General features: G+C 63.7%; 22 protein-coding genes. 7 read left to right on the plus strand and 15 right to left on the minus strand.

Annotation, left to right across the window (positions count from 1 at the left end):
• Window positions 1-151 precede the first annotated feature (151 nt).
• The 5 genes from bamA to JI749_RS11185 all read left to right on the plus strand — a co-directional run bounded on the left by bamA (window position 152) and on the right by JI749_RS11185 (window position 5,812).
• Complete coding sequence (gene bamA, locus JI749_RS11165) at window positions 152-2,272, plus strand: outer membrane protein assembly factor BamA (RefSeq protein ID WP_201653573.1); 2,121 nt, start codon at window positions 152-154, stop codon at window positions 2,270-2,272.
• A 74-nt stretch (window positions 2,273-2,346) separates the two neighbouring features.
• On the plus strand, window positions 2,347-3,375 hold the full coding sequence (gene lpxD, locus JI749_RS11170; protein WP_201653576.1) for a UDP-3-O-(3-hydroxymyristoyl)glucosamine N-acyltransferase: 1,029 nt from the start codon (window positions 2,347-2,349) through the stop codon (window positions 3,373-3,375).
• Window positions 3,372-3,848 (plus strand): 3-hydroxyacyl-ACP dehydratase FabZ, encoded by a 477-nt coding sequence (gene fabZ / locus JI749_RS11175; RefSeq protein ID WP_201653579.1) that lies wholly within the window; start codon window positions 3,372-3,374, stop codon window positions 3,846-3,848. The genes lpxD and fabZ overlap by 4 nt, the downstream gene beginning before the upstream one ends.
• Entirely contained in the window at window positions 3,845-4,654 is an 810-nt protein-coding gene (gene lpxA, locus JI749_RS11180; RefSeq protein ID WP_201653582.1) for an acyl-ACP--UDP-N-acetylglucosamine O-acyltransferase, read from the plus strand. The genes fabZ and lpxA overlap by 4 nt, the downstream gene beginning before the upstream one ends.
• Entirely contained in the window at window positions 4,655-5,812 is a 1,158-nt protein-coding gene (locus JI749_RS11185; protein ID WP_201653585.1) for a lipid-A-disaccharide synthase, read from the plus strand.
• Here JI749_RS11185 and gltA read toward each other — a convergent pair.
• Window positions 5,799-7,088, minus strand: coding sequence for a citrate synthase (gene gltA, locus JI749_RS11190; protein ID WP_201653588.1), 1,290 nt, complete (start codon window positions 7,086-7,088; stop codon window positions 5,799-5,801). The two genes, JI749_RS11185 and gltA, sit on opposite strands and share 14 nt — an antisense overlap.
• Before the next feature lie 147 nt (window positions 7,089-7,235).
• A complete protein-coding gene (gene gltX / locus JI749_RS11195) occupies window positions 7,236-8,654 on the minus strand; it encodes a glutamate--tRNA ligase (protein WP_407644878.1) in 1,419 nt (472 codons plus the stop codon).
• Window positions 8,655-8,777: 123 nt separating this feature from the next.
• Here gltX and JI749_RS11200 point away from each other — a divergent pair, with 123 nt between their 5' ends.
• Window positions 8,778-10,853, plus strand: coding sequence for a ComEC/Rec2 family competence protein (locus JI749_RS11200; RefSeq protein ID WP_201653594.1), 2,076 nt, complete (start codon window positions 8,778-8,780; stop codon window positions 10,851-10,853).
• Here the strand turns inward: JI749_RS11200 and JI749_RS11205 are convergent.
• The 4 genes from JI749_RS11205 to JI749_RS11220 are packed head-to-tail and all read right to left on the minus strand — an operon-like array spanning window position 10,822 to window position 15,213.
• Window positions 10,822-12,780, minus strand: coding sequence for a beta-galactosidase (locus JI749_RS11205; protein ID WP_201653597.1), 1,959 nt, complete (start codon window positions 12,778-12,780; stop codon window positions 10,822-10,824). The two genes, JI749_RS11200 and JI749_RS11205, sit on opposite strands and share 32 nt — an antisense overlap.
• Before the next feature lie 9 nt (window positions 12,781-12,789).
• Window positions 12,790-13,665 (minus strand): SMP-30/gluconolactonase/LRE family protein, encoded by an 876-nt coding sequence (locus JI749_RS11210; RefSeq protein ID WP_201653600.1) that lies wholly within the window; start codon window positions 13,663-13,665, stop codon window positions 12,790-12,792.
• A complete protein-coding gene (locus JI749_RS11215; RefSeq protein ID WP_201653603.1) occupies window positions 13,662-14,273 on the minus strand; it encodes a 2-dehydro-3-deoxy-6-phosphogalactonate aldolase in 612 nt (203 codons plus the stop codon). Before JI749_RS11215 ends, JI749_RS11210 begins: the two co-directional genes overlap by 4 nt.
• A 16-nt stretch (window positions 14,274-14,289) precedes the next feature.
• On the minus strand, window positions 14,290-15,213 hold the full coding sequence (locus JI749_RS11220) for a 2-dehydro-3-deoxygalactonokinase (protein WP_201653606.1): 924 nt from the start codon (window positions 15,211-15,213) through the stop codon (window positions 14,290-14,292).
• A 273-nt stretch (window positions 15,214-15,486) separates the two neighbouring features.
• On the opposite strand from JI749_RS11220, the gene JI749_RS11225 reads away from it, so the two are divergent.
• Window positions 15,487-17,298, plus strand: coding sequence for an IlvD/Edd family dehydratase (locus tag JI749_RS11225; protein ID WP_201653609.1), 1,812 nt, complete (start codon window positions 15,487-15,489; stop codon window positions 17,296-17,298).
• Between the two features lie 218 nt (window positions 17,299-17,516).
• Here the strand turns inward: JI749_RS11225 and JI749_RS11230 are convergent, their stop codons facing one another.
• The 9 genes from JI749_RS11230 to trpE form a co-directional block, all read right to left on the minus strand.
• A complete protein-coding gene (locus JI749_RS11230) occupies window positions 17,517-17,729 on the minus strand; it encodes a cold-shock protein (RefSeq protein ID WP_201653612.1) in 213 nt (70 codons plus the stop codon).
• A 377-nt stretch (window positions 17,730-18,106) separates the two neighbouring features.
• Window positions 18,107-18,463 carry a hypothetical protein gene (locus JI749_RS11235; protein WP_201653615.1) on the minus strand — a complete coding sequence of 119 codons (357 nt, stop codon included), beginning with the start codon at window positions 18,461-18,463 and terminating at the stop codon, window positions 18,107-18,109.
• Entirely contained in the window at window positions 18,463-19,176 is a 714-nt protein-coding gene (gene lexA / locus JI749_RS11240) for a transcriptional repressor LexA (protein ID WP_201653618.1), read from the minus strand. The genes JI749_RS11235 and lexA overlap by 1 nt, the downstream gene beginning before the upstream one ends.
• Window positions 19,177-19,283: 107 nt before the next feature.
• Window positions 19,284-20,486 (minus strand): molybdopterin molybdotransferase MoeA, encoded by a 1,203-nt coding sequence (locus JI749_RS11245; protein WP_201653621.1) that lies wholly within the window; start codon window positions 20,484-20,486, stop codon window positions 19,284-19,286.
• On the minus strand, window positions 20,483-20,959 hold the full coding sequence (gene moaC / locus JI749_RS11250) for a cyclic pyranopterin monophosphate synthase MoaC (RefSeq protein WP_201653625.1): 477 nt from the start codon (window positions 20,957-20,959) through the stop codon (window positions 20,483-20,485). The genes JI749_RS11245 and moaC overlap by 4 nt, the downstream gene beginning before the upstream one ends.
• Window positions 20,959-21,771 (minus strand): indole-3-glycerol phosphate synthase TrpC, encoded by an 813-nt coding sequence (trpC, locus tag JI749_RS11255; RefSeq protein ID WP_201653628.1) that lies wholly within the window; start codon window positions 21,769-21,771, stop codon window positions 20,959-20,961. The genes moaC and trpC overlap by 1 nt, the downstream gene beginning before the upstream one ends.
• Entirely contained in the window at window positions 21,768-22,790 is a 1,023-nt protein-coding gene (trpD, locus tag JI749_RS11260; RefSeq protein WP_407644879.1) for an anthranilate phosphoribosyltransferase, read from the minus strand. The genes trpC and trpD overlap by 4 nt, the downstream gene beginning before the upstream one ends.
• Window positions 22,787-23,386, minus strand: coding sequence for an anthranilate synthase component II (locus JI749_RS11265; protein WP_201653634.1), 600 nt, complete (start codon window positions 23,384-23,386; stop codon window positions 22,787-22,789). The genes trpD and JI749_RS11265 overlap by 4 nt, the downstream gene beginning before the upstream one ends.
• A gap of 83 nt (window positions 23,387-23,469) precedes the next feature.
• The gene (gene trpE, locus JI749_RS11270) at window positions 23,470-24,978 is read right to left on the minus strand and encodes an anthranilate synthase component I (protein ID WP_201653637.1); all 1,509 of its coding nucleotides are present in this window, start codon (window positions 24,976-24,978) and stop codon (window positions 23,470-23,472) included.
• Window positions 24,979-25,009 lie beyond the last annotated feature (31 nt).

The raw sequence follows: 25,009 nt of genomic DNA on the forward strand, positions 1-25,009 counted from the left end.
GGAATACAAGTGCACCAAGCTTTTGCTAACTGCGTCGAGGCTTCCGCCTTGTCCTTGGTTAAAAAGGCGGTAAAACGGTGCAATGGAGTTAGCTTGGGGGAGCGCTGTGCATGGCGATTCTCCGGGCCTGGTCGCAGAAGGCAATAATAATATGATCCATCCCACCAAGCTGATGCGCGGCGCCCTCCTGGCGCTTGCGATACTGGGTGCCGCTCCGCTTGCCGGACCCAGCATTCCGCTTCTTGGCGCTGTGACTGCTCAAGCTCAGGAACAACTGGTCGGCTCGGTGCTCTTCGAGGGCAACCGCCGCTTCTCGGATAGCCAGCTTCTGGCAATGGTCGACGTCTCGGCGTCGGGCATCTTCACCCAGCAGCGTCTGGCCGCGGATATCGAAAGTATCCGCCAGGCTTATGATCGCGACGGGTTCCTTTCTGTTTCGGTGACCGCGCGCACAGAGCCGACCAATGACGGTCGTGTTCGGGTCATCTTCACCGTCAATGAAGGCAATCGCGCGGGTATCGCTGCGATCAACTTCACAGGTAACAACAGCTTCGGCGCCAACAGCCTCAAGAGCACTATGCTCACCAAGGAAACGGGCATCCTGAGCTGGCTCTTCAAGGACGACAGCTATGACGAGCGCAAGCTCGCCGTCGACCGCGAGCGCATCCGCCTCTACTACGCCAACCGTGGTTATCCGGACGCACAGGTCACCTCTGTGGGTGAGTACGACGCGACCAAGAATGCGTATTTCATCAACTTCACCATCAATGAAGGCCAGAAGTACGAATTCGCCAATGTCGGCATCGAGACCAGCATTTCCGGCCTGGACACCAATGCGCTCAAGGGCACGGTGCAGACCGGGCAGGGCGGTAATTATTCGGCAAGCGATCTCCAGCAGTCCATCGAGGACATGGCTTACGAAGCCGCCGTGCAGGGTTATTCCTTTGCCGACGTCCGTGCACGCCTGGATCGTGACGTTGCCAATGGGACCTTCAACGTAACCTACCTCGTGGATGAAGGTGCGCGCGTCTATGTCGAGCGCATCAACATCACCGGCAACACCAAGACCCGTGACTTCGTGATCCGCCGTGAGCTGGAGTTCGCCGAAGGCGACCCCTTCAACCGTGCACTGGTAGTCCGTGGTCGTGAGAATATCGACAAGCTGGGCTTCTTCTCGGCGGTCGAGGTTACGACCGGTCCTGGCTCGGCGCCGGACAAGGTGGTCGTCAATATCGCCGTGACGGAAACCTCGACGGGTGAGTATGGCGCCACTGCCGGTTATTCGACCGTCGATGGCATCCTGGGCGAAGTGTCGCTGAGCGAGCGCAACTTCCTGGGTCGCGGTCAGTATCTGCGTGCCGCAATCGGCGCGTCGCAGTCGGGCCGTACCTTCGACTTCTCGTTCACCGAACCGCGCTTCATGGGCCTCAAGGTTTCGGCCGGTGTCGACGTCTATCACCGCATCAGCGATGAATCGGCGGCAACCTTCTACGGTTCGGAATCGACTGGTGGTCAGTTGCGTGTCGGCGTGCCGATCACGGCCGACGTGTCGGGCACGGTGTTTGCGGGCCTCGAGCGCAAGGTCATTGTCGACAAGAACCCCGACAATTCGCTGCTCGTGGCGAATGGCCAGGAATTCTACAAGGCCTTTGTCGGTTACACGCTGACCTACAACACGCTCGACGACGCCAAGCACCCCACCGAAGGCATGCTGGCAACGTTCACGCAGCAGTATATCGGTTGGAACCACAGCCTGGTTCGCTCCGAGGCCAAGGCTCGCTACTTCATGCCGATCGTTGAGGATAGCGGTATCGTGGCCAGCCTGCGTGGCCAGGCCGGGGTGATCAACGACCTGAGCGGCAATGGTGTCCACTCCGTGGAATCCTACGTGGCAGGTTCGCAGCTCATCCGTGGCTTCGAGGGTCGTGGCCTTGGGCCGCGCATCCAGAACGGCGAGTATCTCGGTGCGATTGCCTATGCCGGTGTTTCGGCTGAAGTGCAGTTCCCGATCCCCGGCATTCCGGAGAGCTACGGACTGAGCGGCGCCGTCTGGGCCGATGCGGCCTGGATCGACGGCGTGAATGTGCCGCGCCTGGACGGCAACACGGTTGACCCCAACAGCGTGGACGTGCCGTGGCGGACTTCGATCGGCGCCTCGCTGATCTGGGAAAGCCCGTTTGGCCCGCTGCGTGGCGACTTCGCCCACGTGATCAACAAGTCGACCTCGGATCGTACCCAGGTCTTCCAGCTGACGATGTCCAGCTTGTTCTAGCCGCTGTGGCATGAGACAGTTCATTGAGCCGCGGGCGGCAAGCACCGCGGCTCAATTCTTTTAAGTGACACCTTATGGTCGACACCCGCTTTCATCGTTTTGCCGGTCCGCACCCGATAGGCACCATCCTGGCTGCACTTGAACGCGCCGACATGGTGGCCGGTCTTGCCGACGCTAACCTGTCGATTTCCGGGGTGACCGAACTCCATCTGGCAGGCGCGAACGATTTGGCGCTGGCGGCGCACACCAGCTACATCGAGGAATTGCGCGCCACCTCGGCCGGCGCGGTCATCGTCTTGCCGGCGCTACGGGACGTTGTCCCGGCGCACACCCTGGCGGTGGTTGCCGACAAGCCGCATCAGCTTTTCGCCGATATTCTGGACCACCTCTATCCATCCAGCACCCGCGCGGTGATCGCGTCGGGACGCGACGACCTGGGGGCACCTGTCTTCGAGCGGGACGTCTCGATCGGCTCCAACGTCGTGGTCGGTCCCGGAGTGGAGATCGGGCGCGGCACGATTATCGGCGCCAATACGGTGATCGGCGCCGGCGTCACCATCGGCCGGAATTGCGTCATTGCCGCAAACTGCACCATTGATTGCGCCTATATCGGCAACGAGGTGGTGATCCACTCTGGCGTGCGCATCGGCACCGAGGGCTTCGGCTGGCTCGATTTCGGGCAGTCCAACCGTAAGGTCCCGCAATTGGGCCGGGTGCTGATCCAGGACCGGGTTGAGATCGGCGCCAATTCGACCATCGACCGTGGCGCCCTTGGCGATACCATGATCGGCGAAGGCACTAAGATCGATAACCTCGTGCAGATTGGCCACAACTGCAAGATTGGCCGTTCCTGTCTCATCGCCGCGATGAGCGGGCTTTCGGGCTCCACCATTGTTGAGGATGGAGTCCTGATGGGCGGCGGCGTCGGCACCTCCGGTCACCTGACGATCGGGGCGGGCTCGGTGGTGCATGGCCGCGCGGCCGTAACGAAGAATTGGCCGCCGGGCAGCAAACTTGCCGGGGCGCCGGCGCAGGATATAAGAGACTTCTGGCGAGAGATCGCCGCCATGCGAAAACTTTCCAAGGGGGACAAGCGGGGATGACCGACAGCGCACCAGCGAGCACGGAACTCGGAGCAATGCATATTGCCGAGATTCTGAAGAGCCTGCCGCATCGTTACCCGTTTCTGATGATCGATCGGATTGTCCGCATCGACGGCGACGAGACCGCCGTGGGCATCAAGAACGTCACCTTCAACGAGCCGATCTTTCAGGGTCACTTCCCCGAAAACCCGATCTTTCCGGGTGTTCTGATCATCGAGGGGATGGCCCAGACGGCTGGAGCGATCGTCATCAAGCACGACTCGGGCACCGGCAAGAAAAACATCGTGCTCATGCTGGGTGTGGACAAAGCCAAGTTCCGCAAGCCGGCCGGGCCGGGCGACACCATCGAGTTCCACATCGCCAAGATCCAGCGCCGCCGCAATGTCGGGCGGTACAAGGCCGAAGCTATGGTGGACGGCACCGTCATCGCGGAAGCCGAAATCACTGCCATGATCGTCGAGGCCAATTCGTGAGTGACGCGGTCGTTCATCCGACCGCGATCGTCGGGGCCGGCGCCCGTCTGGGCAAGGGTGTCCGGATAGGCCCGTTCTGCATTGTTGGCGACAATGTCGTGTTGCACGAGAATGTGGAACTGGTGTCCCACGTTTCGATCGACGGCCATACCGAAGTTGGTGCGGGCAGCAAGATCTTCCCGTTTGCCTCGGTCGGGCACGTGCCGCAGGATCTCAAGTATCACGGCGAGGCTTCCCGCCTCGTGATCGGGGAGCGTTGCGTCATCCGCGAGTCGGCGACCATCAATCCGGGCACGGAGGGTGGTGGCATGCTGACCAAGATCGGCAATGACTGCCTGATCATGGCCAGCGCCCATGTGGCGCATGATGCCATCATCGGCAACAATGTCATCATGGCCAACTATGTCGGCATAGCCGGCCACTGCCATATCGGCGACAATGTGATCTTCGGCGGCACCTGCGTGGTCCACCAGTTCACCCGCGTCGGCGCGCATGCCTTCATCGGCGCCGCATCGATGGTGGATGGTGACGTCATTCCCTATGGCATGGCCGTCGGCAATCGGGCGTCACTGACCGGGCTTAATCTCGTTGGCCTTAAGCGCCGCAAGTTCGACCGCGAGGCCATCCACAGGCTGCGCGCGGCCTACCGGCTGATCTTTGCCAGCGAGGGAACGCTGCGCGAGCGCGTAGAGGATGCCACCGAGTTGTTCAAGAACGACCCGCTGGTGCAGGACGTGGTCAGTTTCATCGCGGCGGCGTCGGATCGGCCGATCCTGATGCCCCGCAACGGCCACGACGTCGACTAGATGAGCGGTTCGGCGCCGCCCGTCACCCGCGACCAGCATCTCAAGCTGTTCATCCTGGCCGGTGAGCCTTCCGGCGATCGCATTGCCGCTGATCTGGTCGGCCGCCTGAAGCAGCGTGTTCACCTGGCGCTGTCTGGCGTCGGAGGCCACGAACTGCAGGCACACGGCCTGCGTTCGTTGTTCCCGATGAGCGACCTTGCCGTGATGGGCATCAGCGACGTCGTGCGGCGCCTGCCGCTGCTCCTGTGGCGCATCGAGCAGACGGCCCGCGCCATTCGTGCCGCCAAGCCCGATATCGTCGTGCTGGTCGACTCGCAGGATTTCTCCAAGCTGCTGGCGCGTCGTCTGAAGCGCCTGGGCTATGCGGGCAAGCTCATTCTTTATGTTGCGCCTTCGGTCTGGGCCCGGGCGCCGGAGCGCGCCGCCAAGCTGCGGCCACTGTTTGAAGAGGTGCTGGCCGTCCTGCCCTTCGAGCCGGCAGTGATGGAGCGGCTCGATGGGCCACCGACCAGCTATGTCGGCCATCCCGCCTTGGGCGAGCGCCTGGTGCGGGACGGGGTTGAGCGGGGGCCGCTGGTATTGCTGCCCGGCAGCCGTGACGGCGAATTGCGCCGGCATCTGCCGCTATTCCGGCAGGTTGCCGCAAGGGTCGGCAGCCATCCGACGGTGGATGGCATCGTCATCCCCACGCTCCCGACGTTGCACGACCGCCTATCGCGCGAGGTGGCGGATTGGCCGGTGCCAGTGCGGATCGTGTCCGACCGGGCGGCCCGCGCTGCCCTCTACCGCGAGGCGGTCCTGGCCCTGGCGGTATCGGGCACCGTGACGCTGGAGCTTGCCTTGGCCAGGGTGCCGATGGTGGTCACCTACGTGCTCGATCCGCACCAGGCGCGGATCTATGCCCGGCATGGCAAGCCTCCGGTCTCGCTGCCCAATATCATCCTCCACCACGATGCGGTGCCGGAACTCGTGCAGGAAACGCCGGATGCGCAGGCAATGGAGTCGGCAGTGCGCATGCTGCTCGACAACAAAAAAGCCCGCCATGACCAGATCGAGGCCTTTGGCGAGCTTTCGATGATGATGGAAACCGGCGAGGCCGGATTTCCGCGGCAGGACCCGGCGGACCGGGTCCTCGCACACTGGCTTAGCGCGAGCTGAGCGCGGAATAGTCGCGCGCGGGGGCTCCGTCGTAGAGCTGGCGGGGGCGGCCGATCTTCTTCTGCGGATCGGCGATCATTTCCTTCCACTGGCTGATCCAGCCAACGGTGCGCGCCACCGAGAACAGCACGGTGAACATCGAGGTCGGGAAACCGATCGCTTCGAGAATGATGCCGGAATAGAAATCGACGTTCGGGTAAAGCTTGCGGTCGATGAAGTAAGGGTCTTCGAGCGCGATCTTCTCGAGTTCCTGGGCCACCTGCAGGGTCGGGTTGTTGTGCACGCCCAAAAGGTCGAGCACTTCCTTGGCCGTCTTCTGCATCACGGTCGCGCGCGGATCGAAGTTCTTGTAGACGCGGTGACCAAAGCCCATCAGCTTGAAGTTGTCGGACTTGTCCTTGGCGCGGGCAATGAACTCGGGAATGCGGTCGACCGTACCGATCTCCTTGAGCATGTTGAGCGCGGCTTCGTTGGCGCCGCCATGCGCCGGTCCCCATAGGCAGGCAACGCCCGCAGCGATACAGGCAAACGGATTGGCGTCGGACGAGCCGGCCAGGCGGACGGTCGAGGTCGAAGCATTCTGCTCATGGTCGGCATGCAGGGTGAAGATCAGGTCCATCGCCTTGGCGATGGTCGGGTCGACCTTGTATTCCTCGGCCGGGACCGAGAAGCACATGTGCAGGAAATTGCTGGCGTAATCGAGGTCGTTGCGCGGGTAAACGAAGGGCTGGCCAACCGAATACTTATACGCCATCGCCGCGATGGTCGGCATCTTGGCGATCATGCGGATCGAGGCGATCTCGCGCTGCTGCGGGTCGGTGATGTCGGTGGAGTCGTGATAGAAGGCAGCCATGGCGCCGACCACACCGGTCATGATGGCCATCGGATGGGCGTCGCGACGGAAGCCGCGGTAGAAATAGTGCATCTGCTCATGCACCATGGTGTGGCGCGTCACCAGTTCGGTGAATTCGGCCAGTTGAGTTTTGTTCGGCAACTCGCCGTAGAGCAGCAGATAGCAGACTTCGATATAGGTGCTCTTTTCGGACAGTTGTTCGATGGGGTAGCCGCGGTAGAGCAACTGCCCCTTGTCGCCGTCGATATAGGTGATGGCGCTGTCGCAAGCCGCTGTCGAGGTGAAGCCGGGGTCGTATGTGAACATGCCGGTCTTGGCGTAGAGCGATCGGATATCGATCACGTCAGGACCCACGGAGCCGGACAGAACCGGGAATTCGTGGGTCTGGTCCCCGATGACGAGTTTGGCGACTTTATCGGTCATTGAGCTCTCCTCGAAGGCCTGTGCATCCGCGAATAAGGCGGTCGCGCGAGGCCGTAAACTGGGCAGTCGTGGCTGCTTTGCAGGGGTATCAGTTTTTCCCTGTCGGACGCAACCGACGGGTAAGCAAGGCTTACCCTCCGAATAGCACTAGACAGCGACGACCTGGTCCTCGAGACGGGCCATGCTCTCCTCGCGGCCGATCAGCACCATGACCTCGAAAATGCCCGGCGAGACGGTGCGTCCGGTCAGTGCGGCGCGCAGCGGCTGTGCCAGCTTGCCCAGTTTGAGGCCCTTGGCCTCCGCCAGGGCGCGCATCGCTGCGTCGATTGCAGGCACGGACCATTCGTTCAGACCCCGCAAGGTCTCGGCCATGTCCTTGAGCACGGCACGGGTGTCCGCGGTCAGCAGGGCCGAAGCCGCTGCGTCGATAGCAAGCGGGCGTGACGCGTAGATGAATTGCGCAAGGTCGATCAGCTCGAGCACCGTCTTGGCCCGCGGCTGCAGTTCGGGCAGGGCGGCGAGCACGGTGTCCTTGTTGGACGAGAGGCCGTCCACATCGCCCTGGCGACCAACTTCGGCGGCCGTGGCCAGCATGACCTCATACAGATAGTCCGGCCTGGCTTCGCGGATATAGTGGCCGTTGATGTTCTCGAGCTTGACGAAGTCGAAGCGCGCGGCGCCCTTGTTGAGGCCCTCGAGGCTGAACCACTCGACCATCTGCTGGGTGGAAAAGATCTCGTCGTCGCCGTGGCTCCAGCCGAGACGAGCCAGGTAGTTGCGCAGCGCCTCGGGCAAGTAGCCCATCTGGCGGTAAGCCTCGACGCCCAGCGCACCATGGCGCTTGGAGAGCTTGGCGCCGTCCGGGCCGTGGATCAGCGGGATGTGCGCCATTTCAGGCACGGTCCAGCCCATGGCGTTATAGATGACGATCTGGCGCGCGGCATTGGTCAGGTGGTCGTCGCCTCGGATGATGTGCGTGACACCCATATCGTGGTCGTCGACCACCACCGCATGCATGTAGGTGGGGGTGCCGTCCGAGCGCAGGATGATGAAGTCGTCCAGGTTCTCGGTCTTGAACACGACCTTGCCCTGCACATGATCGTCCACGACGATATCGCCGCTGAGGGGGGCCTTGATGCGGATCACCGGGGCCACGCCCGCAGGCGCCTCGTTCGGATCGCGGTCGCGCCAATAGCCGTTGTAGCGCGGTGGCTTGCCGGCGGCGCGGGCCTCCTCTCGCATCTGGTCAAGCTCAGCGGGTGAGCAATAGCAGTAATAGGCGTGGCCCATCTTAACGAGCTCGTGGGCAACCTCGGCATGACGCGCCGCGCGGCCGAACTGGCTGATCGGCTCGCCTTCCCAGTCGAGACCCAGCCACTTGAGCCCGTCGACCAGCGCCACCACGGCCGCTTCGGTGGAGCGTTCGCGATCGGTGTCCTCGATGCGCAGCAGCATCTTTCCGCCCTTGTTCTGGGCATAGGCCCAGCTGAACAGGGCCGTGCGAGCGCCACCGATATGCAGGTAGCCGGTGGGCGAGGGAGCGAAGCGGGTAACGACCTGGGACATGAGACCGGAGTGCTTGGAGGATTTGTTGGCCGTGTGTAGCATAGAGCCGCACGAGCGCAAGGGCGGGGGGCTACGCCGGTGCAAGGGGTCGAAACACGCGAGCGCGAGACAGGAGCCGTGGCCTTGCCGGTCGCGGCAAAGTCTCCGTCATTGCGGCTTTACCGCGGCCGAGCCGACGTCCGCGCCGGCCTGTTCGACCCGGCCGTCACCCGCCGGATTTTCGTGCTGTTGCCCTTCGCCGCCATCGTGGGGCTGATCGCCTATGCCGCGGTCCCGGTCGAACCCATGCCTGAGGCGCTCGCGGCAGTTGGCGCTGCACTCGTGGTGCTGGCCGTCCTGTTGCGCCGCGCCGCCGCATTGCCGCTTGTCGGGCTTCTTTTCGCAGGATGGACCGGGTTCTGCCTGCTGCCGCTGCACGCCACGTGGTTTGGCGCGAGTATGCTCGCCCGTCCGGCCTATGGGCTATACGAGGCTAAGGTTGGAGAGATTGTCTCGGCGACGAGTGAGAGCCGGCGCATCGTGGTTTCCGGTTTGGCGCCTGTGGCGGACGACCGCCCCCTCGATATTGCGCGTGCCAGGCTGGTGGTGCCACCCCAGCCGCCACTTGCCCCGGGCGACACGATCCGTGCCCGCCTGCGCCTTGCGCCCGTACCGGGCCCAATCCTGCCCGGGGCGTTTGACGGGCAGTTTCATGCCTATTTCGCCGGCATTGGCGCCTATGGCAACGTTACCGGCGATTTCGCACTGGTCGCTTCGGGAGAGGGCTTCAATCCAAGCCGGGCCGTCGAAGGACTGCGGATGGAGATCGGCAGCCGCATCGACGCGGTGCTTGATGGTCCTTCTGCCGCCATCGGACGCGCCATGGTCGTTGGCGACCAGAGCGCCATAGACGACGAAACCCGCGAGCTCATGGCGGCCTCGGGTCTGGCGCATATCTATTCGATCTCCGGCTTGCATCTCTCCATCGTCGCCGGCGGCATGTTCTTCCTGCTGCGCCTCTTGCTGGCGTCCATTCCCGCCACGGCAACGCGCTGGCCGGTCAAGAAGGTCGCGGCCGTAGGGGGCATTGCGGCCGCCGCGGGCTACCTGTTGCTGGCAGGCGGGATCGCCAATGTTCCGGCTTTGCGCTCCACCATCATGCTCGGCCTGATCTTTGGGGCAGTGCTGGCTGGCCGACGGGCGCTGACCATGCGCAATGTCGCCATCGCGGCACTGGCCATCATTGTCATCGACCCCGCCAGCGTGTTCCGCGCCAGCTTCCAGCTGTCCTTTGCTGCAGTCGTGGCGCTGGTCGGCATCTATGAAATGCCCAGGTCGCCGCCGATCGGCAATCGCGGCTGGGGCGAGCGGCTTTGGTCAACCATCTGGGCGACCGCTGTCACAAGCTTCATTGCCGGCACGGCGACCTTGCTGTTCTCGGCCTACCACTTTCAGCAGACTGCCCCGCTGGGGGTCCTCGGCAATGTGCTGGTCCTGCCGGTCGTCAGCATCATCATCATGCCCTTCGCGGTGTTGTCGGTCCTCTCCATGCCCTTGGGCGCGGAAGCGCCATTCGTGATGACCATGGGCTGGGGCATCGACCGCATGGTCGATGGCGCTGCGCTGGTGGCGCGCTGGAGCGACGGGTTGACCGGTAACCCGTTGCTGACCAGCGTGGCCCTGATGATCGGACTGGGCGCGCTGGCCTGGTTCGCCTTCGTCAATAGCTGGTGGCGCCTGCTTGGCCCGGCAGTCGCCGTGCCACTGGTCCTGATGGTGGGGCTGGACCAGCGGCCCGACCTGCTCATTGCCGACACGACGCAGGCCGTGGCACTGCGGACGCAGGCCGGGATGGGCCTGATTTCGGGGCAGGCTGGTAGCTTTGCCACGGAGGTTTGGAGCGAACACTACCGGGAGCCGATCGCCGAGACTGTCGATGGACTGCGCTGCGACAGCCTCGGCTGCATTGCCCGCACGGACCGCTACTCCGTCGCCATCATCCGCGATGTGGCTGCGTTTGCCGAGGACTGCGGTCGCCATGCGCTGGTGATCACCCGCCTGCGTGCCCCCGCCGGTTGCGCGGGCAGCCAAGTGATCGATGCCAGGGCGCTTGCCGCTGGTGGGGTGCACTGGCTGCGTTGGAACGAAGGAGCGGAGCGGTTCGATATCCGCGCCGCAATCCCCAATCTCACCCGGCCGTGGCGAGTCGTGCCACCGTGACCCCCGCTGCAGGCAGTTCGGCGCCACCGAGCACGTAACCCGCTTCGTCCTTGGCCTGGGTCAGCGTCGCCCGTCCAGAGCCATAGTTGACATAGACGCGGAAACCGTCGCGCGTGCGGCACCGTACGCCTGCGGGCAGCGCCAGGATCGGCAGATCGACTTCCTCAATGAGGTAGTCGACCACGCGCTGTACCAGTGCTTTGGTCCCGCTGGCGCCCAGATAGTAGAGCTTGCCCTGGTTGACCAGCACTGGCCAACCTTCCGCGTCCTCGATCACCACATTGGCCTTGGTTTCGATACGCTCCCGCCAGAGATGAACACCGCCGCTGCCCTTGACTTCCACTTCGAGCGATGGGTCGATGCTATCGACACGCATGACCTTGAGATCAAGCTGGTTGCTGGGCAGGTCCGGGCCCAGCCTGGACGGAATGGAGAAATCCTGCGTCTTCGACCCAGAGCGTGGGCCGATGAGCAGGTGGCCCTCGAAGTCGGCGATCGCGGTGCGCAGGTCGTCGTTCCAGGCGAACAGTGCGGGAATGGCGACGATGTCGTAGCCGGCAAAGCTCTTCGTGCTGGGCGGCAGGACGTCAATGTCGATGCCGTGCTTGCGGAAGGCAGAATAGACTGCGCGCACATGGGCGCCGTGAGTGAAGCCCTTGGCCTGCGGCTGGACCTCCCAGGCCCATTCGCTCTGGTAGTCGAACACCACGGCGACGCGGCCCTTGGTGGCGGTGCCGGCCATGCCGACCGCCTTGATCTCCTCGGCCACCTCCATGGCTTCGTGGTAGGCGGGAGCGGGTTCGCTGTCGGGCCGCAACAGCCCTGCATGCATCTGTTCCTGGGCGAACGGCGCCTGCCGCCAGCGGAAATAGGTGACGACTTCGGCGCCATGGGAAAACGCTTCCCAGGCCCACAGGCGGGCCATGCCGGGCAGGGGATCGGGATTGAAATCGGCCCAGTTCACCGGGCCCGGCTGCTGCTCCATGATCCACCACCGGCCATGGCCCACGGCGCGGTAAAGGTCGTGATGGAACGCAGTATTGTCGGGTTCGCCCTGCCGCCGGTACTGCCGCTTGACCTCGTCTGGTTCGTCGCTGACCGCCAGGTGACCGAGCGGGTAGCTGTCCCAGCTGGCGATGTCGAGCGTCTCGGCCAGGTCATAATGGTCGAAATCGGTGTAGCGGCTCATGAAATTGTGGATGACGGGCAGGTCGGGGCGCTTGGCCTTCAGGATGTCGTACTGGACCTTATTGAAGGCCGAGACCTGATCGGACGAGTAGCGCCGAAAATCGAGGGCATGCGCAGGCGTCGGCTTTTCGACGAGCAGGTTGGGCAGCTCGACCTGGTCGAAGCGGTTGTATTCCATTGACCAGAAGACGTTGCCCCAGGCCTGGTTAAGGGCCTCGACCGAGCCATACTTCTCGGCCAGCCAGCGCTGGAAACCCTCCTTGGCCGCCGGGGAATAGGAATAGGTCGTGTCGTGGCAGCCATATTCATTGTCGGTTTGCCAAGCGCCCAGGGCAGGGTGGCTGCCAACGGCATCGGCGAGGAGGCGGGTGATGCGGGCACATTCCTCGCGGTAGCCGAGATGGCTGAAGTCGTAGTGCCGACGCGAACCGAAGCCTCGGCGGCGGCCGTTGATATCGACCGCCAGCATGTCTGGATGCTTGTCGACCATCCAGCGGGGCGGGGTGGCCGTCGGGGTACCGAAGACGACCTTGAGACCGTGGCGCCCCAGCACGTCCATTGCCCGGATGATCCAGTCGAACGTCAGGTTGCCGGGCGTGGCCTCGAGCCGGGACCACGCGAACTCGCCGATGCGAACCCACTGGATGCCAACCTCAGCCATGCGGGCGGCGTCACTTTCCCAGACGTCCTCGGGCCAGTGTTCAGGATAGTAGCAGACGCCGAGGGCGGGGGAGGTCATGGCAGAATCTCAGAGTACGATGAAGGGTTCGGCCTGCCCGGCGACGTCTACGTCGATGGCAAACAGGCTACCGGCATGTTTCTCGGCGGCGAGTTGATTGGCGCTGAGATTCTTGGCGGCGGTGGTGATGAAGAGGGTCTTGAGGTCCGGCCCGCCAAAAGCAGGGCAGGTTACCTGGCTTACAGGAACTTCGATGATGCGGTCGATGGAGCCGTCCGGTGCGTGGCGGACCACGCATGAACCACCCCATTTGGCGTTCCAGAGATAGCCTTGACTATCGACCACGGCGCCATCGGGGTAACCGCGACCGTCCGAAACGTCGGCGAACAGCGTCCACTCGCCGACCGGCATGCCGGTTGCCGGATCGGTCGCCACCTGCAGGATCTGCTTGGTCGGCGTGTCGGTCCAATAGGCAATGCGACCGTCGGGTGAAAAGCAGATTGCATTGGGAATCTTGACGTTCGATCGGATCGTCGTCAGTGCCCCCGCGCGATAGTGGTAGACGGCGCCGCCCGGCTCATCTTCGGCACGCTTCATCGTGCCGATCCAGAAACCGCCGGAGGGATGTACCCGGCTGTCATTGGTGCGGGTCTGGGGATTGTCCGCCTCGATCTCGTTGATGCGGTTCATGCCGCCGGTGGCCAGGTCGAATTGCTTGAGCCCGGTGTCGGTGGCGAGGACCAGGGTGTGGTCGTCGACGACCGCTGCCGCGGCGACGGTTTCGTTGAAGAGCCAGCTGTCGGCGATCTCTCCAGCCGCGGTCACGGCAAAGAGCGTTTGCTCGTTGATGTCGAAAAAGAACAGCTGCTGACGGCCAGCATGCCAGATCGGGCCTTCACCCAGTTGGCACTGACAATCCAGTAGCAGGTGTGCGGTCTGGCTCATGCTGATTTTCCTGCGTCATAGGCGGCAACAGCGGCGGCGGCGCGCGCGGCAACGTCGGTCGCAGTCATGCCGGGCTTGTAGATGTAGGTGCCCAGGCCGAAGCCGGTGCAGCCGGCGGCGAAATACTCGCCGAAATTGTCCGGGTTAGCGCCGCCAACGGCATAGACCGGCATGTCGGCCGGCAGCACGGCCTTCATGGCTTTGATGCCCTTGGGGCCGAGCACTTCGGCCGGGAAAAATTTGAGGCCAGTGGCGCCGGCCTTGATGGCACGGAAGGCGTCGGTGGGGGTGAAGACGCCCGGATAGGACTGCATCTGCAGCCGCACCGTTTCCTCGATCACCTGCTTGTTGGTATCGGGTGAAACGATGAAGGTGCCGCCGGCGTCCGACACGGCCCAGACATGCTTCCTGCTGAGCACCGTTCCAGCACCGATCGCGGCTTCGTCACCCAGTGAATTTGAGGCCAGGGCGATTGACGTCAGCGCGTCGGGGGAATTCAGCGGCACTTCGATCATGGTGATGCCGGCCGATATCAACGTCTGGCAGACGTCCACCGTCTCGGCGGGCGTGATGCCGCGCAGGATGGCTATGATGTGTCGATGGTCCATTGGACGGAACTCCAGGCTAGACGGCAAAGCTGCGCGCGGCCTTTAGGCCGGCGAGCACGATTTCGGTGGCGTCTTTGGGCTCGCCGCGGGCGCCGATCATGGCAAGCACCTGAGCGTAGTGCGCGCAAAGCGCCGGAGAGCCGATCAGTGGCACGGCGGTGTTGCCGATCAGATGACGGTTGCTGCCAATCTCGGTACCGATCAACAACCCGGACAGATAGCCGGCACACCAATCGGGCTGGCGGCCAGACAGCAGCGAACTGGCGCGCACCTGGAACAGCGTACCGAGCAACTGCGCGGGATGCTCCAGGCCCATTGCGGCACCCGCGGCAAATCCCTCGGCGCGCCCGGGGCCGTCAAGATCGCCGTTCAACGAGTGGCGCAACACCGAGTGGGTGCGCAGCACCTCGAAGATTTCGCCGGTCATGGCCGTCGAGAAATGCTCGATGCGCGTGCCGGACAGTTGCGCCCATTTCGAGTGGGTGCCCGGCATGCAGACGATTCCCGAAAAGCCTGGGGTCAACGCCGCCAACCCCAGCAACTGCGTTTCCTCGCCGCGCATGACATTGTCGGCGCCGGCTTTCTGGCAGACCCCAGGGAGGATCGCCGGGGCAATACGACCGCCGGGCATGGCTGGACGCACCGCACCGTCCAGCAGGCCGCGCAGGTCGGTCGGCGCTTCCAGGTAAGGCGCTTCGAGCCAACCCTGGCGAGCCCCCGCCATGCCACAAATCAGCACGTCGAGGGGCGCCCCGGCGCTGGCTGGCTCCACACCCTCCAGCAGTTCGGCCAACGCGCCGGGAAATTCCTCGCGGGTCAGCTTGCCCATGCCCTTGGGGGAAGTCTTCTCGAACGCCACGGCGCCGTCCTGGCCGATACCCCAGGCGCGAAGGTTGGAGGTGCCCCAGTCGACGGCAACCCAGTCTACGATCTCAGTCAACGATATTCCTCACCGCGGCAGGCTCGACGCGGCGCGACCCTAAAGGCTGATGCCCGTTTCAGCCAGCGCGAAATTATGACCTAGAAGACTCCGGTTTGGCCGATCGGGTCCCCTCGTTTGGTAAGATTTTCGGAGCGCCAAGCAATATGAATGGGTGCGATTCTCATTTGTATGATTTTTTCCTCGGAATCGACTTCACTCTGGCGTAAGCCATGCTAGAACCGCTCCGAACGATGGGCGCGACGGCGCCCGCGGACCCAAGAGGAACATGACATGACTGCAGGTAATGGCCAGGGCGATGCGCCCAAGAAGCTGCGCTCGCGCGCCTGGTTCGACAATCCTGACAATCCCGATATGACCGCGCTCTACCTCGAGCGCTACATGAATTTCGGCGTGTCGCGCGAGGAGCTGCAGTCCAACAAGCCGATCATCGGCATTGCGCAGACCGGTTCGGACCTCAGCCCCTGCAACCGGCACCACATGGTGCTGGCCGAGCGCGTCCGCGAAGGCATCCGCGAAGCCGGCGGCATCGCCATCGAATTCCCGGTGCATCCGATCCAGGAAACCGGCAAGCGCCCCACGGCCGGCCTTGACCGAAACCTCGCTTATCTGGGCCTGGTGGAAGTGCTCTACGGCTATCCGCTCGACGGTGTCGTTCTTACCATCGGCTGCGACAAGACCACACCGGCCATGCTCATGGGCGCGGCTACGGTCAACATTCCGGCAATCGCGCTTTCCGTCGGCCCCATGCTCAATGGCTGGCACAAGGGTGAGCGCACCGGTTCGGGCACGATCGTGTGGAAGGCCCGCCAGATGATGGCGGCAGGCGAGATCGACTATCCCCAGTTCATCGAACTGGTGGCGTCGTCGGCTCCCTCAACGGGCTATTGCAATACCATGGGCACGGCATCGACCATGAACTCGCTTGCCGAGTCCCTCGGCATGCAGCTGCCTGGCTCGGCCGCCATTCCGGCACCCTATCGCGACCGCCAGGAAATGGCTTATCGCACCGGCAAGCGCATCGTGGACATGGTGCACGAGGATCTCAAGCCGTCCGACATCCTGACCAAGGACAACTTTATCAACACCATCGTCGTCAATTCGGCAATCGGCGGCTCGACCAATGCGCCCATCCATATCCAGGCCATTGCCAAGCATATCGGCGTCGAGCTGGAACTGCAGGACTTCCAGACCTACGGCCACAAGGTGCCGCTGCTGGTCAACCTGCAGCCGGCAGGCGAATATCTGGGCGAGGACTATTACCATGCCGGTGGCGTACCGGCCGTGGTCAACGAGCTGATGAGCCAGGGCCTGATCCGCGAGAACGCGCCCACGGTCAACGGCAAGAGCATCGGCGAGAACTGCCGCAATACACCGATCCAGGACGAGAAGGTCATCCGCCGCTTCGACAACCCGCTCAAGACCGATGCGGGCTTCCTGGTGCTGCGCGGCAACCTGTTCGACAACGCCATCATGAAGACCTCGGTGATCTCGACCGAGTTCCGCGATCGCTATCTCAACAACCCCGAGAGCCCGGGCGCCTTCGAGGGCAAGGCCGTGGTGTTCGACGGGCCGGAAGACTACCACCACCGCATCGACGATCCGTCCTTGGATATCGATGAAAATACGCTGCTGTTCATGCGCGGTGCTGGCCCGATCGGCTATCCGGGCGCCGCTGAAGTCGTCAACATGCGACCGCCTGCCTATCTGATCAAGAAGGGTGTCCATGCCCTGGCCTGCATCGGCGATGGCCGCCAGTCCGGCACGTCCGGCTCGCCGTCCATTCTCAACGCATCGCCGGAAGCGGCCGCGGGCGGCAACCTTGCCATCCTGCGGACCGGCGACCGGGTACGGATCGATCTCAACAAGGGTCAGGCCAATATCCTGATCTCGGACGAGGAGATCGCCAAGCGGCGTGCGGATCTGGAATCGATGGGTGGCTACAAGTATCCCAAGCACCAGACGCCGTGGCAGGAAATCCAGCGCGGCATCGTCGGCCAGCTGGGCGAAGGCGCCATCCTCAAGCCGGCAGAGAAGTACCAGCGCATTGCCCAGACCAACGGCGTGCCGCGCGACAACCACTGATCGCGCCGAAGCGTAACAAGGAGGGGGCTCGCGCCACGTGCGGGCCCCTTTGCTTTTCTTGCGCTGTATCGCCCATCCCCGTTCGCGGCTCTTCAGTCCAGACGAAGCGCTGGGGGCTTTCGGGCAGGAACCGGCCAAGGACAAACAAAAAGGCCACCGCTGGTTTCGCGATGGCCTCTCGTGAGCGGCGCCGAAGCGCGCTCGTCTTGCAATGGAGACTAGAGCAGGGTCAGGTTGGTCGCGGACTGCTTGCCGTCGCGGCCGGTTTCCAGCTCGTAGGTCACCTTGTCGTTCTCGTAGAGGCCCTGCAGGCCCGAACGCTGAACGGCGGAGATGTGGACGAAGGCGTCCTTGCCACCGTCTTCGGGCGAGATGAAGCCGAAGCCCTTGGTGGTGTTGAAGAATTTCACGGTGCCGGTGATGAGGGCCATGATAGGTTCCTTTATGCTCGTAACGAGCGGTTATCCGATGGCAACATGCCAAGGGGACATAACGTTCGCATGGTCGAGAAGGAAGCCACGGACCGGCTTGGCCGGCGTCAGGCAGCCGACTTAGGCTGAAAACGTATGGTACCTATGTGGCATGGAACGGATCGTTCTGCAAGATGGCCACCAGTAAGAGTTTGCAGATACTGCGCTTTACCGTTTCGGCGGCCCCAAATGCCAAGCAGAACCAGTCCTGCTCCGTCCTCAATAGTCTCGTTCGAACCATGCTGGCGGCGCAGAGCCAGAGCTGGTTGGGATCGCAAAATTCCGCAACGGTGGGCGCTCTTCGAGGCTGGCGACCCGTCGGCAAAGACAGCACTCATTCAGCGCAAAAGCGTCAGCCCGAATCCCTGGCCATCGCTGCCGATGGTCACCCAGCGACCGCTGACATCGCATTGCAGCAAGAGCGTGTCGTTGTTGCGAATGCCCACCACGGCGCCGACCGAAGACAATTCGCCCTCGAGCAGGCAGCCGATGACCGGCGCCCCGGCCTCGGCTTTTTGCCAGCCAGTGCCAGCCTGGCAGATGGAGACAGACTCACCCGCATTGATTCCAGCGCCCGGTGAAAAGGTCACGTCACCCACCCAGCAGCGGGTCTCCTTCACGCTTGCCTCCTGGGCGAGCGCAGGTCCCGCCGGCAGGGCCAGCAGCAGCAAGGCACCCAGCCAGGCGGCGCGCATCAATATTTCCGCAGCAGGCCAACCAGGCGGCCCTGCACCTTGACCCGGTCGGGTGGGAAGATGCGGGTTTCGTAGGCCGGGTTCGCCGCTTCGAGCGCCACCGTATTGCCCTTGCGGCGCAGGCGCTTGAGCGTGGCTTCCTCGTCGTCGACCAAGGCCACGATGATCTCGCCGGTCGAGGCCTGGTCCTGCTTCTTGATCAAGACGGTATCGCCATCAAAAATGCCGGCATCGATCATGGAGTCGCCGCGTACTTCGAGCGCGTAGTGCTCGCCGGCACCCAGCATTTCGGGCGGAACCATGATGGTGTGAGAGTGGCTCTGGATCGCCTCGATCGGCGTACCGGCCGCAATCCGGCCCATGACCGGAATGGCGACGGGTCGAACATAGTCCTCGGTCGCCGAAATACGCGAGGGCGGCGAAGCCACCTTGCCCAGATTGCCCTCGATGACCGATGGCTCGAAGCGCGCCTTGCGGCCGCCCAGCGACGGGTTCATCGAATCGGGAAGCTTGACTACCTCGAGCGCCCTGGCCCGGTTGGGCAGGCGGCGGATGAAGCCGCGCTCCTCCAGCGCCGTAATCAGCCGATGAATGCCCGACTTGGACGCCAGATCGAGCGCATCCTTCATCTCATCGAATGATGGCGGGATGCCGCTTTCCTTCATCCGTTCGTGGATGAACATCAGCAGCTCGTGTTGTTTGCGCGTCAGCATGGGCCCCTCGGGGAGAGAATCGGAACATAGGCAGAACGACTATATGTGTTCCAGTTATGTTCCGCAATATGCTTGCTGACGCACCAGTCTAGCGCCCAGTTGGACTGTCAGAACGCGTCGATGGACAGGGCTTCGATTGTGGTTCCCGCAGGTTGCCCCGGATCACCCTCTGGCTGGATGATCAACATGTTGGCGCCGCCCAGGGACGAGGTGTGTCCGCTGTCGGTCTGGGCGATCGGTTCGAGCTGCGGGCCGTTGGGCGTGTGCACGAGGCGGGCGCGCATGAAATGGCGTCGCGCGGTATTTGGCGGCGTTGCGGCGGCGAGCGGCAACCGCCAGGTTGGTGGTTCAGCGTATCCAAGCCAGCGGCGGAGAGCGGGCTTGATGAAGACGATCGCCGTGACCATGGCCGATACCGGATTACCCGGCAGGCCGAAAACCAGGGTTTTGCCACGGGTGCCAAACATCAGCGGCTTGCCCGGCCGCATGTTGATGCGCCAGAAGTCCAGGGTCACGCCCATCTCGAGCAGGAGCTCCTGGACGATATCATGGTCGCCGACGCTGGCGCCGCCCGTCGTGATCAGGATATCGAGGTCGCCAGCAAAGATGTCCGCCAGCTTCGAGCGCAGTTTTGCCCGCTCATCCCCGACGATGCCGTGATCATCAACGCTCTGCGCATAGGGGGAGAGCAGGGGGGCGAGGCCGTAGCTGTTGGAGGCGACGATCTGGTCGGGTCCCAGTGGGTCGCCTGGCAGAACCAGTTCGTCCCCAGTGGCCAGCAGGGCGATGCGCGGGCGCCTGGCGACGTTAAGTATGGCGCTGTTGGCAGCGGCAGCTACCGACAATTGCATCGCACCCATGCGTGTGCCCGGCGCGATCAGCTGTTGACCGCGCGCAAAATCGTTACCCCGCGGCCGCACGCTGTGACCGGGACGCGCGGGCGCCGTGAACGAAACATGGCTGCCGTCGACGAGGGCCTCTTCCTGCATGATGACGGTATCGGCGCCCTCTGGCACCGGAGCTCCGGTGAAGATGCGGACGGCCTCACCTGGGGCGACCCGTCCGGAAAAGCCGGCACCAGCCTGCGATGTGCCGATGAGGGAGAGGCGATGCCCCTCGACCACGTCGGCCGCCCGCAGGGCATAACCGTCCATGGCGCTGGCATGGAAAGGCGGCTGGTCGTGGGCGGCAATCAGGGGCTCGGCCAGAACCCTTCCGCCAGCCTGGGAAAGGGGCACCCGTTCGGCCGTTGGCGCCGGTACGCGCTGCAGGATGGCGGCAATGGCGTCGTCGACGGGAAGCAGGCTCATGAGCGGGTAAAATCGCCGGATTTGCCGCCGGATTTTTCGAGGAGGCACATGTCGGTGACGACCATGCCGCGGTCGATGGCCTTGGCCATGTCATAAAGGGTCAGGGCTGCAGTGGAGGCAGCGACGAGTGCTTCCATTTCAACGCCCGTTTGCCCCGTCGTTTCGGCCGTGGCGTGGATCAATATGGCGTCAGCACCATCGGCTTCGATGTCCACACTGACCTTGGTCAGCGGGATCGGGTGGCAGAGCGGAATGAGCTCCGAGGTTTTCTTGGCGGCCATGATGCCGGCGATGCGGGCCACCGCCAGGGCGTCACCCTTCTTGAGGCCTCCACCCATGATGGTGGCGACCGTTTCCGGTTGCCCTACTATACGAGCCTGCGCCACGGCGCGTCGACGCGTAACCGCCTTGTCACCGATGTCGACGATATGCGCCTCGCCCTTGGCATTGAGGTGGGTGAGGCCCGGGGCCATCAGCGCACAGCCTGCGGGGCGCCCATCAGCAGCGCGCGGGTGGCGGCCACGACGTCGTCCTGCCGCATCAGGCTCTCGCCGACGAGGAAGGTGCCGATGCCGGCCCGCTGATCCAGCATGACGACGTGGTCATGATTGACGATGCCGCTCTCGCTGACCAGAAGCGTGCTCTTGGGGATGCCGACCGCCAGGTTGATCGATGTTTCGAGGGTCGTCTCGAAGGTGCGCAGATTGCGGTTGTTAATGCCGATGAACTCGGCCCCGAGCGCCAAGGCGCGATCGAGCTCCAGCTGGTCGTGCACCTCGACCAGGGCATCCATCTTCCATTCTTCGGCCGCGTCCAGCAGGTAGCGGGCCACGTCGTCGCCGACGGCGGCGAGAATGATCAGGATGCAATCGGCGCCCCAGGCCCGGGCTTCGGCGACCTGGTAGGTCTCGAAGAGGAAGTCCTTGCGCAGCACGGGCAGTTGCGTGGCGGCGCGGGCTTCGATCAGGTAGCTCGGCGAGCCCTGGAAGCCGGGACGGTCCGTCAGGACCGACAGGCAGGCGGCGCCGGCCATTTCGTACGAGCGGGCAATCTCGGCCGGGTCGAAATCGGCGCGGATCAGGCCCTTGGAGGGACTGGCCTTTTTCACCTCCGCAATCAGGGCATAATGCCCCTGCGCCCGCTTGGCCTTGATAGCGCGTATGAAGCCGCGCGGGGCGGGCTGGTCATGGGCTTGCGCGACCACTTCCGCCCATGGGCGCATGGCCTTGGCAGCGGCGATCTCCTCGCGCTTATAGGCTTCGATCTGCTGGAGGATGTCGCTCATGGCTCGCGTCCGTTCGATACCGCCACGAGGCGGGCGAGTGTCTGTTTGGCTTTGCCGGAATCGATGGCGGCGCGCGCCAGGGCAATGCCGGTGTCTATTGTGTCCACGCGATCGGCCACAAACAAGGCGGCGGCGCTGTTGAGCAGCACGATATCACGATACGCCCCAGGCGCGCCGTCGAGCAGCGCGGTCATGGCGCGTGCGTTGTCGGCCGGGTCGCCGCCGCGCAGGTCGTCCAGCGTGGCGCGCGGCAGGCCATATTGTTCTGGCGTGATCTCGAACGTCGTGAGGCTGCCGCCTTCGATCTGGGCGATGTGCGTCGGTCCGGTCGTGGTGATTTCGTCAAGCCCATCGCTGCCATGCACCACCCAGGCCTTGACGGCGCGGTTGGCCAGCAGCGCCGCGGCAACCGGCTCCACCCATTCCTCGGCATAGACGCCGAGCAGATAGCGCCGGACGCCAGCCGGGTTCGATTGCGGACCCAGCAGATTGAACAGGGTCCGCGTCCCCATTTCGCTGCGCGAGGGACCCACATGCTTCATTGCGGGATGGTGCATCGGCGCGAACATGAAACCGATGCCGGCCGTGTCGACGCTGGCGCCGATTTCAGCCGGCGTGAGATCAAGTTTGACCCCCAGGGCCTCGAGCACCTGCGAGGCGCCCGATTTGGACGACAGGGCGCGATTGCCATGCTTGGCGACTGGCACTCCGCAGGCCGCTACGACGATGGCGCTGGCGGTGGAAATGTTGAGCGTACCGGCCTCGTCGCCGCCAGTGCCGACGATGTCGACGGCGTGCTCCGGCGCCGATACCGGGATCATCTGCTCGCGCAGGATCGAGACGGCGGCGGCGATTTCCACCACCGTTTCGCCCTTGACGCGCATACCCATCAGGAAGGCGCCGATTTGGCTGGGCGTGGCTTCGCCGGCCATGATGGTGCGCATGACGCCGCGCATTTCTTCGCCGGTCAGGTCCCTGCGATTGGCGATCTTGTTGAGCGCTGCCTTGATGTCCATCACGCCGCTCGCTTCTGGTTGAAGTCGCGGGCCAGGTTCAGGAAATTCTGCAGCAGGGCATGGCCGTTTTCGCTGGCGATGCTCTCGGGATGGAACTGCACGCCGTGCACGGGCAGGCTCTTGTGCTGCATGCCCATGATCAGGCCGTCATCGGTGGTGGCGGTGACCTCCAGCACATCGGGCAGAGTGTCCTGCTTGACGATCAGGCTGTGGTAGCGCGTCGCCTCGAAGTCGTTGTTCAGCCCGCGGAACAGGCCCTTGCCGGTATGGTGGATTTTGGACGTCTTGCCGTGGACGAGATGCGGCGCCCGGATCACATCGCCGCCCATGGCCTGGCCAATGGCCTGATGGCCCAGGCATACGCCCAGAATGGGTACCTCGCCCTTGAAGCGGTCGATCAGTGCCAGGCAGATGCCGGCCTCGTTGGGCGTGCAGGGACCGGGCGACAGAACGATCGCCTCGGGCGCTATGGCGGCAATTTCGTCGAGGGTGATCTTGTCGTTGCGGTGCACGGTAATGTCGGCACCCAGTTCGCCCAGGAAGTGGACAAGGTTGTAGGTAAAGCTGTCGTAGTTATCGATGACGAGCGTGCGGGTCATTTATTGGCTCCAGCGCGGCAATGGGAACAGGTTCGGTGGTTAGAACCAGTTCCGCCATCGTTGTTGAAAGGTTGACTGCGCCGTCATTGCCCGATCCTCGCCTCGCCAGCATAGCGTAGCGCTTCCTCGGCGGCGCTGAAAAGGGCGCGGGCCTTGTTTTCGCATTCGAGCTGTTCGAGTTCGGGCTTGCTGTCGGCGACGATGCCGGCGCCCGACTGCACATAGAGCTTGCCATCCTTGAGGATGGCGGTGCGCAGCACGATGCAGGTATCCATGGTGCCGTCGGCGCCGAAATAGCCGACGCAGCCGCCATAGATGCCGCGACGCGACTTCTCCAGCTCGTCGATGATTTCCATCGCCCGCACTTTCGGCGCGCCGGACACCGTACCGGCCGGGAAGCCGGCCGAGAGGGCGTCGACGAAGTCGTATTTGGGGTCCAGCACGCCCACGACGTTGGAAACGATGTGCATGACGTGGGAATAATATTCGAGGAAGAACTTGTCGGTGACCTTGACCGTGCCGGTCTTGGCGACACGGCCCACGTCGTTGCGGCCGAGGTCGAGCAGCATCAGGTGTTCGGCCAGTTCCTTGGGATCGGCCAGCAGCTCGGCTGCCAGTTCCTGGTCGCGCGTCGGGGTAGAACCGCGCTTGCGGGTTCCGGCGATGGGCCGAATGGTGACCTCGCCATCCTGCACTCGCACCAGGATTTCCGGGCTCGATCCGGCGACGGCAAAGTCACCGAAATCGAGGAAGTACATATATGGGCTGGGATTGGTCCGGCGCAGCGCGCGATAGAGCGCGGTCGGAGGCAGCGTGAACTCGGCCTCGAAGCGCTGGCTCAGCACCACCTGGAAGATGTCGCCGGCGGTAATGTAGTCCTTGGCCCGCGCAACCATCTCGAAATACGCGTCTTTCGAGGTGTTGCTGGTGACAGCGATGGATTCCAGATCGGGCAGGGCGGTGGTGGTCGGAAGGGCGCGCCCAAGGCGGCTGATCGCGTCGTCGATGCGGGCTTCGGCGGCTTCATAGGCCTGCTTGGCCGAGACACCCTGGCGTACATAAACCGGCGCGGTCAGGTAGAGTTCGTCCTTGAGCGTATCGAAGATCGCCAGCAGCGAGGGCCGCATCAGCGTGGCCTCGGGCAGTTGCAGGTGGTCCGGATTGCTGTTGGGTAGCACTTCCATGTAGCGGACCATCTCATAGCCCAGGAAGCCGTAGATACCTGCGGACTGCGGCGGCAGCCCGGGCGGTACGTCGATCTTGCTGTCGGCCACCAGGTTGCGCAGGGCGTCAAGCGGCAGGTCGGCCAGTGGCTGGAAGGCGGTCTCGTCGATCTGCGCGGCGCGGTTGATCGAGGCCTGTCCGGCCTCGACCTTGAGGATCACGTCCGGCTGGCTGCCGATGATCGAGTAGCGGCCGCGCGTCGTGCCGTCCTGCACGGATTCGAGCAGGAACGTGTTCCTCCGGTCCTGCGCAAGCTTCAGATATGTCCCGACGGGCGTTTCGAGATCGGCCACGATGCGGCGCCAGACGATCTGCGACTTCCCAGCATCGTATTGCTCGGAAAAGCGCTGATAGAAGTCGTCGCCCATCGTTGTCGTATCCAGTTTGGGTGAAGGCCTG

Source organism: Devosia oryziradicis, from assembly GCF_016698645.1.
Classification (GTDB): Bacteria; Pseudomonadota; Alphaproteobacteria; order Rhizobiales; family Devosiaceae; genus Devosia; species Devosia oryziradicis.

Bases quoted from the DNA above. Each gene is read 5' to 3' on its own strand.
- gltA (WP_201653588.1), bottom strand. From the start codon at position 7,088: ATGACCGATAAAGTCGCCAAACTCGTCATCGGGGACCAGACCCACGAA.
- fabZ (WP_201653579.1), top strand. From the start codon at position 3,372: ATGACCGACAGCGCACCAGCGAGCACGGAACTCGGAGCAATGCATATT.
- lexA (WP_201653618.1), bottom strand. From the start codon at position 19,176: ATGCTGACGCGCAAACAACACGAGCTGCTGATGTTCATCCACGAACGG.
- JI749_RS11225 (WP_201653609.1), top strand. From the start codon at position 15,487: ATGACTGCAGGTAATGGCCAGGGCGATGCGCCCAAGAAGCTGCGCTCG.
- bamA (WP_201653573.1), top strand. From the start codon at position 152: ATGATCCATCCCACCAAGCTGATGCGCGGCGCCCTCCTGGCGCTTGCG.
- JI749_RS11210 (WP_201653600.1), bottom strand. From the start codon at position 13,665: ATGAGCCAGACCGCACACCTGCTACTGGATTGTCAGTGCCAACTGGGT.
- lpxD (WP_201653576.1), top strand. From the start codon at position 2,347: ATGGTCGACACCCGCTTTCATCGTTTTGCCGGTCCGCACCCGATAGGC.
- JI749_RS11245 (WP_201653621.1), bottom strand. From the start codon at position 20,486: ATGAGCCTGCTTCCCGTCGACGACGCCATTGCCGCCATCCTGCAGCGC.
- trpE (WP_201653637.1), bottom strand. From the start codon at position 24,978: ATGGGCGACGACTTCTATCAGCGCTTTTCCGAGCAATACGATGCTGGG.
- JI749_RS11235 (WP_201653615.1), bottom strand. From the start codon at position 18,463: ATGCGCGCCGCCTGGCTGGGTGCCTTGCTGCTGCTGGCCCTGCCGGCG.
- JI749_RS11205 (WP_201653597.1), bottom strand. From the start codon at position 12,780: ATGACCTCCCCCGCCCTCGGCGTCTGCTACTATCCTGAACACTGGCCC.
- trpC (WP_201653628.1), bottom strand. From the start codon at position 21,771: ATGAGCGACATCCTCCAGCAGATCGAAGCCTATAAGCGCGAGGAGATC.
- moaC (WP_201653625.1), bottom strand. From the start codon at position 20,959: ATGGCCCCGGGCCTCACCCACCTCAATGCCAAGGGCGAGGCGCATATC.
- JI749_RS11265 (WP_201653634.1), bottom strand. From the start codon at position 23,386: ATGACCCGCACGCTCGTCATCGATAACTACGACAGCTTTACCTACAAC.
- JI749_RS11230 (WP_201653612.1), bottom strand. From the start codon at position 17,729: ATGGCCCTCATCACCGGCACCGTGAAATTCTTCAACACCACCAAGGGC.
- JI749_RS11185 (WP_201653585.1), top strand. From the start codon at position 4,655: ATGAGCGGTTCGGCGCCGCCCGTCACCCGCGACCAGCATCTCAAGCTG.
- gltX (WP_407644878.1), bottom strand. From the start codon at position 8,654: ATGTCCCAGGTCGTTACCCGCTTCGCTCCCTCGCCCACCGGCTACCTG.
- JI749_RS11215 (WP_201653603.1), bottom strand. From the start codon at position 14,273: ATGGACCATCGACACATCATAGCCATCCTGCGCGGCATCACGCCCGCC.